Genomic DNA, 11,198 nt, shown 5'->3' with positions numbered 1-11,198 from the left:
TCGGGCCGTCCCGGCTTTCACCGTCGGTGAGAGCGGAAGCCGTCGACACCCGCTCTGCTTTCCAGAGTGACCTCGTCCGTGCGGTACGTGGGCCTGAGAGATTCCGGGGAGGATTTGCTCCTTCGGCGCCTCCGATGTATCCGGAGGACTCTCCCGCACGGGGTCAGCAGCCGCTCGCCAGCCTACCAGCGAGGCCCACGCACGGTCTTTCGAGTGGCCGCACATCCGAATGTGCTCTTTTGTAGTGCTTACGGATGATGTACCGGATGGTTGGCGACCACCTGGAGGGCCCGTGCGTACCGACATCGACCCGCGCAACCTGATCGGCCGCAAGGCGTTCGACCGCAACGGCACGAGGATCGGCACCGTCGACGAGGTCTACCTCGATGACGCCACCGGCGTACCCGAATGGGCGGCCATACGCACCGGCCTCTTCGGCCGGGACGCCTTCGTCCCCCTGGAGCCCAGCGAACTGGTCGACGGCACGCTGCGGGTGCCCTTCGACCGCGCGCTGATCAAGGAGGCCCCCGACTTCGGCGTCGGCCGCCACCTCTCCCCGGAACAGGAACTCCAGCTCTACCACCACTACGGCCTCGACATCGCCGCCCCGTCCCCCCTGCCCGACCGCGACTTCGGCAAGCTGGCGGGCCAGGAGGAGACGACCTGAGGCGTACGGGTACGGGGCGCGTCCGTCACCGCCGAGCCGCCGGACGTGGCGGCGTCGGCCACCCGCCTGGCCCGCGCGGGGGACCAGCGACGATGAGTGGCACCGCTCCTTCGGGATCAACGCGGCTCGCGGGCGTCCGGCCGACCCGCCCCGGCACCTCGGCGCCTTCCGCGGCGTCCACGGCGCGCGCCGCCGGCCCCGGCAGGCGCCGACCGCCCCTGCTCCTCCCGCTCCTCCGGCACGGCCGGCGAGGCCGCCCGCGCCCACGCCGCCCGACCGTCACCCCGCACCGGACGGCCCCACCGCGTCCACCGGACCGGCGGCAGCCGAGGGTCTTCGCTCCACCAACGGCAGCGGTTCCGCCGGCTCCAGCTCCGGATCGTCGGTCCGGAAGGTCCGCACCCGCCCCGGCCGGGTCGACAGCGGCGTCTCGAAGCGCACCGTGACCCGCCCCAGACCGCTGCCCTGCACCCACCCGTGCCCGTACACGGCGTGCCGTACGTCGTGCCCCGACGGCCAGCGGCGCTCGGCGGGCGGGAGGTCGGGCTCGGCGGGCCCGCGCCGGTCGGTCTCCTCGGCCGGCGCCGACGGCTGAGCCGGCTCCTCCGCCTCCGCCCGCTCCCCGGCCGCCTGCGCGAACAGGTCCTCCTGCGTGTAGTCGGCCAGCCCGGTGACCCCGACGCCGAGCAGCCGCACCCCGCCGGTGGTGTCCACGGCGTCCAGCAGCCGCGCCGCCGCCTCCGCGACCACCGCCGGGTCGTCCGTGGGCCCGCGCAGCGTCTCGGACCGGGTCAGGGTGGAGAAGTCGTAACGCCGTACCTTCAGCACGATGGTGCGCCCGGACAGCCCCGCGTCGCGCAGCCGCCGCACACACCGGCCGGCCAGCCGCCGCACCTCCAGACCGACCCGGGTGCGGTCGTGGATGTCCACGTCGTAGGTGTCCTCCACTGACACCGACTTGGCCTCCCGCTCGGCCACCACGGGCCGCTCGTCGTGTGCCAGCGCCATCGCGTACAGCGCGTGTCCGTGCGCCTTGCCCAGCAGCCGGACCAGCTCGTCCTCGCCCGCCTCGGCCAGCTCCCCGACCGTGGTCATGCCGGCCCGCCGCAGGTGATCGCCGGTCGCCGGGCCCACGCCGGGCAGGATCCGCACCGACTTCGGCGCGAGCAGGTCCCGCTCGGTGCCGGGCTCGATCAGCACCAGCCCGTCGGGCTTGGCGTCCTCGGAGGCGATCTTGGCGAGCATCTTGGACGCGGCGAGCCCCACCGAGCCCGTGAGCCCGGTGACGGCCCGGATGTCCGCCCGCAGCCGTGTCCCGGTCAGCCGCGCCGACTCCGCGTCCCAGGCGGCCCCGCCGGCCTCCAGGTCCACGAACGCCTCGTCCAGGCTCAGCGGCTCCACCAGCGGCGACAGCGCCCGCAGCAGCCCCATCACCTGCTCGCTGACCGCCCGGTACAGCTGGAAGCGCGGTACGAGATAGGCGGCGTTGGGCGCGAGCCGTCGGGCCTGGGCCATGGGCATCGCCGAGTGGACGCCGTGGACCCGTGCCTCGTAGGAGGCCGTCGCCACCACGCCACGCGGCCCCAGCCCGCCCACCACGACGGCTTTCCCGCGCAGGCTCGGCTTCGACGCCTGCTCCACCGAGGCGTAGAAGGCGTCCATGTCGAGATGCAGGATCGTGGGCGCGGTTCTCACATCTCCGATGCTGCCCTACGCCACTGACAACGGCCCCGCCCGCGGTACGCCCGCGTGGGCTCAGACCGCCCGGTTGCGCCGCCGGGCCAGCTCGTCCGCCGGGTTGTGGCCGACGAGGGTCTCGCCCGTGTCGACCCGCTCCCCGTGCAGCTGCGACAGGGCGCCCTCCACGTCCCGCCACACCACGCCGACGGCGATCCCGAAGATCCCCTGGCCGCCCTGGAGCAGGGCGTGCACCTCGTCGGGCGAGGTGCACTCGTAGACCGTCGCGCCGTCGCTCATGAGCGTCATCCGCTCCAGGTCGCGGAACCCGCTCTCCCTGAGGTGCTGGACGGTGGTCCGGATGTTCTGCAGCGACACGCCGGTGTCGAGGAACCTCTTGACGATCTTCAGGACGACCACGTCACGGAAGCTGTACAGACGCTGCGTCCCGGACCCGTGGGCCGGCCGCACGCTCGGTTCGACGAGTCCGGTACGGGCCCAGTAGTCGAGCTGCCGGTAGGTGATACCGGCGGCCGCGCAGGCCGTGGGCCCCCGGTAACCGATCTGCTCGGACGCCATGGACGCCGCCCCTTCGCCGCTCGGCACCACCGCGGGCCGCCGCGGGGCGTGGTCGGCCGTACCGCCGGGCTGCGGGCATCCTCCGCCCGGACGAATCCGAGAACCCTCGGGAGGGTACGGAGCGCTCGCCCCGAGACCGCGTGCCGGAACACGCCCCACCGTACCGTCGCCGCTGCTTCTCACGCCGACCTCCGTCCTTGACCTGCCTCCTCGAAGGTAGGCAGTCACCAAGGGTGCGTCAACGATCGCCACACTCGGCACGCCGAGTGATAATCACCCTAAGAGTGGTTTGCCGTGCCCTCTCGTGGGGAAAGGCTAGCCGAATGTCCTTTTCGGACGGCTGTCACTGATTGCTGCTGCCGAAGTCCTCCGGCGAAATCTGGTCGAGGAACTCGCGGAACTTCTCCACCTCGTCCTCCTGCTCGTCCGGGATCGCGATACCGGCGTCGTCCAGCACCGTGTCACTGCCGAAGATCGGCGTCCCGGTGCGCAGCGCCAGCGCTATGGCGTCGGACGGCCGGGCGCTCACCTCGACCCCGCTGGCGAAGACCAGCTCCGCGTAGAAGACACCTTCCCGCAGGTCGGTGATGCGCACTTCGGTGAGCTCCTGGCCGACGGCTTCCAGCACGTCCTTGAACAGGTCGTGGGTCAGCGGCCGTGCGGGAGCCATGCCCTGCTGGGCGAAGGCGATCGCCGTCGCCTCCCCGGGACCGATCCAGATGGGGAGGTAACGGTCTCCTCCCACTTCACGCAGCAGCACGATCGGTTGGTTGGAGGGCATCTCGACCCGGACACCTACGACATCGAGCTCGTTCACACAGCAACCCTAGGCCGTGCCCGGGACGTTTGGGTAGTCGGGCCGGGAACGGGTGACCGATCCGGGTCCCTCCTCAGGGCAGCCGCACCCCGAGAGCGGTCTGCACCAGCGCCGCGTGCAGCTTCACCGCGAGCGCCGCCAGCTCCTTGGTACGGGCCTCCGCGTGTGCCCTGGTCTGCGGGTTCCGATGGCGCTTGAGCGGGGCCACCACCTGGTCCACCAGCCCGGCCTCCCGGTCGGCGGCGGCCTTCATCACCCTCAGGTGCCGCGGTTCGATCCCGGACCGTCCCAGCTCCACCACGAGAGTGGCCACGGTCACCGTCTCCGCGTCATAGGCTCCGTCGGGCAGCGGCGCGATCAGCCCGTACGCCTCCCACTCGTCGAGCTGCCGTTCCTCTATCCCGGCGGCGGCGAGCAGTTCCTCCCGCCCGATCCGAGCCGGCGCGGCCCCGGCGGAGGGCTCGGGCGCCGCCTCCCCGTCGCGCTGCCGCCCCAGCGTGGGCAGCGGCACCGCTTCCCCGCGCTCCATGGCGTCCAGGTGCTCGCGGATCACCTTGAGCGGCAGATAGTGGTCCCGCTGCATCCGCAGGACATGCCCGAGCCGCTCGACGTCACGGGCGCTGAACTTGCGGTATCCGGCGGGCGTCCGCCGCGGCTCCACGAGCCCTTCCGACTCCAGGAAACGGATCTTCGAGATCGTGATGTCGGGGAACTCGTCGCGCAGCACGTTCAGCACCGCGCCGATGCTCATCAGTCCATCCGTGGCGGTGGTGCCGTGACCGGCACCACCGCTCGGTGTTTGCAGCATGGCCCTTCCCTGGGGATCTCCCCGGACGGAGCCCGGGGCGGCTCAGTAGCCCCGCTGGCTCGCGTAGAAGACCAGCCGGTACTTGCCGATCTGCACCTCGTCGCCATTGGACAGCGCGACCTCGTCGATCCGCTCCCGGTTGACGTACGTGCCGTTGAGGCTGCCCACGTCGGCGACGGTGAACGACCCGTCCGGCTGCCGGCGGAACTCCACGTGCCGGCGGGAGACGGTCACGTCGTCCAGGAAGATGTCGCTCTGCGGGTGCCGCCCGGCCGTGGTCAGCTCCCCGTCCAGCAGGAACCGGCTGCCCGAGTTCGGACCCCGGCGCACGACCAGCAGCGCCGAGCCCAGCGGCAGCGCCTCCACGGCGGCCTGCGCCTCCGGGGAGAGCGTCGGCATCTGCGTCTGTCCGGTGACCTCGGCGTCGTAGGCCTCCAGGCCGGAGATCGAGATCGTGGACGTCGTCTCCGAGGGACGCTCCGGGTGCGCCCCGGCCCGCAGCGGCGCGCCGCAGTTGGAGCAGAAGCGGCTGTTCTCCGCGTTGCGGTTACCGCACCTCGTACACACCAGGGCCGACATGGACGGATCCTCCTGCGGCGGCTGTCCCGCCGGGGTGTTGGACGCGTACGGACCGGGGCCGAACCCTGAACCCGTACTTGAGGTCGACGGTTGCCCGAAACCTATGCCGCCGGACTGCGCAGGGTCAACAGACGGCGCGCCCTGACCACCCACCTGGTCGCGGAACAGTGGACGCTGGCCCTCCGCGCCGGGCTGCGCGCGATGGCGAGCGGTCGCGTTCTCGCCGCTCTCTCGCGCGCTCTTGCCGAACAACTTCGCAAACAACTTCACGGGCGATTCCCCTTGACCGAAACAGACCCGCCCGTGGGGCAGGACGAACCCTGACTGAACGTACTGGCCGACCCGGACATCCTGACAACGTCCGTCTCCACCAGACAGTTTCCACCACGCACCACCCATTCGGTGCGCCGACCCCCCGCAACCTCATGCCCCCGCCGGACAGCGCCCATGCGCCCCCGGTTCACTCGGAGGACGACCGAGCGTAGTCAGGCCGCTTCGCCGCTCGCAAGGCGTCCACGACGATCTCGCCCGACCGCTCAACAGTAGCGGTGGCCTGTTCCTTCTCCAGAGTCTGCACCACTCCCCCAGGGATGTTCAGCGCGGGTTCGAGGTCCTGCGGCTTGCCGATGACCTTGAAACGATAGGGCGCGTCGATCTTGTTCCCGTCGACGCTCACTCCGTCACCGGAGTCGGTCAGATAGGTACCGGCGACGACCCGTACCCCGTTGACCTGGATCGCCTCCGCGCCGGCGGCGCGCAGTTCCTGGATCGCGTCGAGCAGCCTGTCCGCCTCGACCGTCCCCTTCGTGTCCGCGATCGTCATCGTGATGCCCGGCCCCTGCGCGGCCACCGTGCCCGCCAGGACGCCGAGTTGCCGCTCCTTCTCGATCGTCTGCTTACGGGCCTCCTCCGCCTGGTCGGAGCTGTTCTCCAGCTCGTCGCGCTGCTCTTCGAGACCCTGCTTCTCGTCCTGAAGACGTTGCGTACGGTCATCGAGTTCATCGAGGATGCGGACAAGATCTTCCTGCCGGGCGCCGCGCAGCGCGCTGTCCCCGTCGCTGTTGGACGCCACCTGAACGGCCAGGCCGAAACCGAGGCCGAACAGCAGCAGCGCGACGATCAGTTGAGCCCGGGTCACCCGCGGCGGCCACAACCCCTGCACCAGTCGCTGCCGGCCGGTCGGTCCTGCCTCCTGCCGAGCCGCCGGTCCCTGCTGCGCGCTCGGCCGAGGGACCGGCGCCACCTCCCGAGGCAGTTCGGCACGGAGCCGGCTCCCGGTCTTTCCCTGCTGCTCGTCGTCGTCGGCGGTCATCGGCCTCACGCCCGGAACACGTGCCGGCGGATCGCCGCGGCGTTGGAGAAGATCCGGATGCCGAGCACGACCACGACACCGGTGGACAGCTGGGCGCCGACGCCCAACTTGTCGCCCAGGAAGACGATCAGCGCGGCCACGACCACGTTCGACAGGAACGACACCACGAAGACCTTGTCGTCGAAGATGCCGTCGAGCATCGCCCGCAGACCGCCGAACACGGCGTCCAGCGCCGCGACCACGGCGATCGGCAGATAAGGCTCGACGGCGGCCGGAACCTCCGGCCGGACCAGCAGGCCGGCCACGACTCCCACGACGAGGCCCAGTACGGCGATCACGATGTGCCCTTCTCGGTTTTCGGTTGTGCGGTACGTACGATCACACTCGGCGCGGCCGGCAGCCGGAGGTCGTCCTCCGTGGAGATACCGGCCCGGATGCCGTAGTTCTCCTTCAGCACGTTCAGATACAGCCCGTCGGCGCTGTTCCCGAAGCGGGTGCCGAGCCGCTTTCCGTCCCCCACGGCGAGCACCGTGTAGGGAGGCACCAGCGGCCTGTTGTCGACCAGTATCGCGTCACCCGCGGCCCTGATCGCGGAGAGCGCGGTCAGCCGCTGCCCGTTGATGGAGATCGCCTCGGCGCCCGAGGCCCAGAGCCCGTTGACGACCCGTTGCAGGTCCCGGTCGCGGACCCGGCCGGTGTCGGAGAACCCGGAGGTCCCGCGCGGCTCGCCGTCACCGCCCGTGGAGGCGTCCTTGGCGTCGTTCACCACGAGCTTCACCCCCGGCCCGCGCACGGCGACGGCCCCGGACAGGATCCCGACCAGCTCGCCCCGTCCGCCGTCCCCGGTGTGCTGGAGCGCCGCACGCTGGCGCGCGCTCACGTCCGCGCGCAGCGCGTCGACGTCGTCCTCCAGGCCGTCCGCCGCCGAGGTCTCCTGGTCGATGCGGTCGAGCAGTTCCTCGCGCTCCTTGGCGGCGGCCGGGGCGGCGACCCGTGCCTGGGCGGCTCCGACGGTCACCACCAGGGCGGCGAGCACCAGCCCGGCGGCCAGGCCCAGCTTGGCCCTGAGCGTCTTGGGCAGCCCTCCGGTGCCCTCGGCCCGCTTGCGCGCCGCGGCCTCGGCGTAACCGTCGTCGAGGCTGTGGTCCATGACGTTGGTGAGCAACGACATGGACGCGTCCGGGCGCGCGGGCCGCGTGGCTGTGCTCCGAACGGGGGGTTGCTGCGGCATGCCGCACATCGTCGCACGCCGCCGCCTCTGCTTCCGAACGGCCCCACCGGCGTGCCGGACAGGCCCCCTTGGAGGCACTTGTCCGGCACGCGCGCGTACTGCGTGTTTTACCGGCCCGCGCTGTCCACGACCGCCGACCACTCGTCGAGCAGCGCCTGCGCGGAGGCGTCGTCGGGACCCTCGGCCCACAGGTGGGTGACCGCCTCGGCCGGGTCGGGCAGCACCATGATCCAGCGCCCGTCGGCCTCCACGACCCGCACCCCGTCGGTGGTGTCCACGGAGCGGTCTCCCGCCTCCTCCACGACGCGCCGCATGACGAGCCCCTTCACGGCCCACGGGGTCGCCAGATCCCGCCTGAGGACGTGCGCCTTCGGGATCCGGGCGTCGATCTGGCTCAGGGTGAGCTGCGTCCGCGCCACCAGCCCGATCAGCCGTACGAAGGCCGCCGTGCCGTCGTAGACACTGCTGAACTCGGGGACGATGAACCCGCCCTTGCCGTCACCGCCGAAGATGGTGCCTTCCTCGCCGCCCACACGCGTGAGGTCGTCGGGCGAGGTGGTCGTCCACTCCACCTGGGTGCCGTGGTACGCCGCCACCTGCTCGGCGATCCGGGTGGTGGTCACCGGCAGCGCCACCCGCCCGCTGCGCCGCTCGGCGGCGATCAGGTCCAGCATCACCAGCAGCGCCCGGTCGTCCTCGATGATCCGGCCCTTTTCGTCGACGAGCGACAGCCGCTCACCGACCGGGTCGAACCGCACGCCGAACGCGGCCCGCGAGGACGCCACGATCTCACCGAGCCGCACCAGCCCGGACCGCCGCATGTCGGCCGACTCGGTCGGCCGGGACTCGTCGAGGCCGGGATTGATGGTCAGCGAGTCGACACCCAGCTTGCCCAGCAGACTGGGCAGCACCAGGCCGGCGCTTCCGTTGGACGCGTCGACGACGACCTTCAGCCCCGACTCCGCGATCCCCGCCGTGTCGACATTGCGCAACAGCGACCCGGTGTACGAGTCGAAAACGCTGGCCGGGAAGTGCAGGTCACCGATCTCCCCGGGGAACGCCCGCCGGTACTCCTGCCGCGCGAACACCCGGTCCAGCTTCCGCTGGCTGCCCTGGGACAGGTCGGCGCCCTGGCTGTCGAAGAACATGATGTCGACGGAGTCCGGTACCCCGGGCGTCGTCCGGATCATGATGCCGCCGGCGCTTCCCCGCGCGGTCTGCTGCCGCGCCACGGGCAGCGGTACGTTCTCCAGGTCCCGTACGTCGATGGCGCTGGCCTGCAGCGCGGAGATGACCGCGCGCTTGAGCGCCCGCGCGCCTCGCGAGTGGTCGCGGGCGGTGGTGACGGTGGAGCCCTTCTTGAGGGTCGTCGCGTAGGCACCGGCGAGCCGCACGGCGAGTTCCGGCGTGATCTCGACGTTCAGGATGCCGGACACGCCTCTCGCACCGAAAAGATGCGCCTGCCCCCGCGACTCCCAGATGACCGAGGTGTTGACGAACGCGCCGGCCTCGACGGTCTTGAACGGATAGACCCGCACATTGCCCTGAACGATCGATTCTTCACCGACCAGGCACTCGTCACCGATGACCGCGCCGTCCTCGATCCGCGCGGCACGCATGATGTCGGTGTTCTTGCCGACGACACAGCCACGCAGGTTGCTGTGCGGCCCGACGTACACGTTGTCGTGCACGACGGCCTTGTGCAGGAAGGCCCCGCTCTTCACGACGACGTTGGACCCGATGACGGTGTGTTCCCGGATCTCGGCACCGGCCTCGACCTTGGCGTAGTCACCGACGTACAGCGGCCCGCGGAGCACGGCGTCGGGGTGCACTTCGGCGCCCTCGGCCACCCACACTCCGGGCGACAGCTCGAAGCCGTCGATGTCGACGTCGACCTTGCCCTCCAGGACGTCCGCCTGGGCCTTCACATAGCTCTCGTGGGTGCCGACGTCCTCCCAGTACCCCTCGGCGACATAGCCGTAGATCGGCTTGCCTTCCTTCATCAGCTGCGGGAAGACATCGCCGGACCAGTCGACGGACACATCGGCCTCGACATAGTCGAAGACCTCCGGCTCCATGACGTAGATACCGGTGTTCACGGTGTCCGAGAAGACCTGCCCCCAGGTCGGCTTCTCCAGGAAGCGCTCGACCTTCCCGTCCTCGTCGACGATGGTGATACCGAATTCAAGCGGATTCGGCACCCGCGTCAGACAGACGGTGACCAGCGCGCCCTTCTCCTTGTGGAAATTGATGAGCTCGGTGAGGTCGAAGTCGGTCAGCGCATCGCCGGAGATGACGAGGAAGGCATCGTCCTTCAACGCCTCTTCGGCGTTCTTGACGCTTCCGGCGGTACCGAGTGGCTTCTCCTCATTGGCATAGGTGAGCTCCATTCCGAGCTCTTCACCGTCACCGAAGTAGTTCTTGACCAGGGAGGCCAGGAACTGAACGGTGACGACGGTCTCGTTGAGCCCATGCCTTTTGAGCAGCCTCAGAACGTGCTCCATGATCGGCCGGTTGGCCACCGGCAGGAGCGGCTTGGGCATGCTCGAGGTCATTGGACGAAGGCGCGTGCCTTCGCCTCCGGCCATCACGACGGCCTTCATGTCGGAAGCGTCCTCCTCTAAGAGACGACGGTCTGACCGACTTCACCCGCCTTGATTGTCCCGCACTTTTCCAGCACGGGCCATCGGGGGCCGTCACGGCCGCACAGTGGGCGAGTTCAATCGGCCATGGTGTCCGCGCGGACCAAGCGGCGGACCTGAACCATGTAGAGGACTCCTGCCCACCAATACAGCGTTGTACCCCATCCGGCGAACGCCCATCCGAAAATAGCAGCGAGTGACGAGATCCATCCACTGCCGTCACTGAGCAGCAGCAGCGGGAAGGCGTACATCAAGTTGAACGTCGCGGCCTTCCCCAGGAAGTTCACCTGCGGCGGCGGATAGCCGTGGCGCCTGAGGATGCCCACCATGACCAGCAGGACCAGCTCGCGCGCCAGCAGTACAGCGGTCAACCAGAGCGGCAGAATCTCCCGCCAGGTCAGCCCGACCAGGGTGGAGAGGATGTAGAGCCGGTCGGCCGCGGGATCCAGCAGCCGGCCGAGGCTGCTGATCTGGTTCCAGCGCCGGGCGAGCTTGCCGTCCAGGTAGTCGCTGACTCCGCTGAGGGCCAGGACCAGCAGCGCCCAGCCGTCGCTCTTGGGGCCGCCGAACTCGGGCCTGAGGATCAGCCACAGGAAGAGGGGCACGCCGACGAGGCGGGCCATGCTGAGGATGTTCGGGATGGTGAGGACCCGGTCAGTCTGGACACGGGTCTCCTGGACCTCCACCCGGGGGCCTCCTGGATGAAATAAGCCAACAATGCTCCCCGACCTTACCTCAACGCAAAAAAGCGCTGGCCCTCGGGCAGTCTGCCCAAGAGCCAGCGCTCTAAGAATTGTTCGGCGGCGTCCTACTCTCCCACAGGGTCCCCCCTGCAGTACCATCGGCGCTGTAAGGCTTAGCTTCCGGGTTCGGAATGTAACCGGGC

The 11,198-nt window shown here is 70.0% G+C and carries 11 protein-coding genes, 1 rRNA gene and 1 riboswitch; of the genes, 1 reads left to right on the top strand and 11 read right to left on the bottom strand.

The window, feature by feature from the left end; all coding sequences use genetic code 11:
* Window positions 1–71: 71 nt before the first annotated feature.
* A riboswitch (glycine riboswitch) is annotated at window positions 72–166 on the bottom strand.
* A gap of 126 nt (window positions 167–292) precedes the next feature.
* Entirely contained in the window at window positions 293–667 is a 375-nt protein-coding gene (locus ACZ3IG_RS34900) for a PRC-barrel domain-containing protein (protein ID WP_467437185.1), read from the top strand.
* 279 nt (window positions 668–946) lie between these two features.
* Here ACZ3IG_RS34900 and ACZ3IG_RS34895 read toward each other — a convergent pair whose 3' ends face one another.
* The 11 genes from ACZ3IG_RS34895 to rrf all read right to left on the bottom strand — a co-directional run.
* On the bottom strand, window positions 947–2,362 hold the full coding sequence (locus ACZ3IG_RS34895; protein WP_467437184.1) for a DNA polymerase IV: 1,416 nt from the start codon (window positions 2,360–2,362) through the stop codon (window positions 947–949).
* A 60-nt stretch (window positions 2,363–2,422) separates the two neighbouring features.
* Entirely contained in the window at window positions 2,423–3,106 is a 684-nt protein-coding gene (locus tag ACZ3IG_RS34890; protein ID WP_467437183.1) for a MerR family transcriptional regulator, read from the bottom strand.
* A gap of 160 nt (window positions 3,107–3,266) precedes the next feature.
* Window positions 3,267–3,740 (bottom strand): bifunctional nuclease family protein, encoded by a 474-nt coding sequence (locus ACZ3IG_RS34885; RefSeq protein WP_188183535.1) that lies wholly within the window; start codon window positions 3,738–3,740, stop codon window positions 3,267–3,269.
* Window positions 3,741–3,813: 73 nt separating this feature from the next.
* Window positions 3,814–4,548 carry a transcriptional regulator FtsR gene (gene ftsR, locus ACZ3IG_RS34880; RefSeq protein ID WP_467437181.1) on the bottom strand — a complete coding sequence of 245 codons (735 nt, stop codon included), beginning with the start codon at window positions 4,546–4,548 and terminating at the stop codon, window positions 3,814–3,816.
* Between the two features lie 42 nt (window positions 4,549–4,590).
* Window positions 4,591–5,526 carry an FHA domain-containing protein gene (locus ACZ3IG_RS34875; protein WP_467437180.1) on the bottom strand — a complete coding sequence of 312 codons (936 nt, stop codon included), beginning with the start codon at window positions 5,524–5,526 and terminating at the stop codon, window positions 4,591–4,593.
* Window positions 5,527–5,587: 61 nt separating this feature from the next.
* Complete coding sequence (locus ACZ3IG_RS34870) at window positions 5,588–6,439, bottom strand: DUF881 domain-containing protein (protein ID WP_467437179.1); 852 nt, start codon at window positions 6,437–6,439, stop codon at window positions 5,588–5,590.
* A gap of 5 nt (window positions 6,440–6,444) precedes the next feature.
* A complete protein-coding gene (locus tag ACZ3IG_RS34865) occupies window positions 6,445–6,777 on the bottom strand; it encodes a small basic family protein (protein ID WP_003977440.1) in 333 nt (110 codons plus the stop codon).
* Window positions 6,774–7,670 (bottom strand): DUF881 domain-containing protein, encoded by an 897-nt coding sequence (locus tag ACZ3IG_RS34860; protein WP_467437178.1) that lies wholly within the window; start codon window positions 7,668–7,670, stop codon window positions 6,774–6,776. The genes ACZ3IG_RS34865 and ACZ3IG_RS34860 overlap by 4 nt, the downstream gene beginning before the upstream one ends.
* Window positions 7,671–7,777: 107 nt before the next feature.
* On the bottom strand, window positions 7,778–10,273 hold the full coding sequence (locus tag ACZ3IG_RS34855; RefSeq protein WP_467437177.1) for a sugar phosphate nucleotidyltransferase: 2,496 nt from the start codon (window positions 10,271–10,273) through the stop codon (window positions 7,778–7,780).
* A gap of 116 nt (window positions 10,274–10,389) precedes the next feature.
* A complete protein-coding gene (locus ACZ3IG_RS34850; RefSeq protein ID WP_403544566.1) occupies window positions 10,390–10,998 on the bottom strand; it encodes a CDP-alcohol phosphatidyltransferase family protein in 609 nt (202 codons plus the stop codon).
* Window positions 10,999–11,107: 109 nt separating this feature from the next.
* Window positions 11,108–11,198: ribosomal RNA gene (gene rrf / locus ACZ3IG_RS34845) — 5S ribosomal RNA — on the bottom strand; the annotation flags it as partial.

This window comes from Streptomyces sp. NPDC016677 (genome assembly GCF_055562815.1).
The sequence above is the reverse complement of the archived record's forward strand: the minus strand, read 5'-3'. Positions and strand labels throughout refer to the sequence as shown.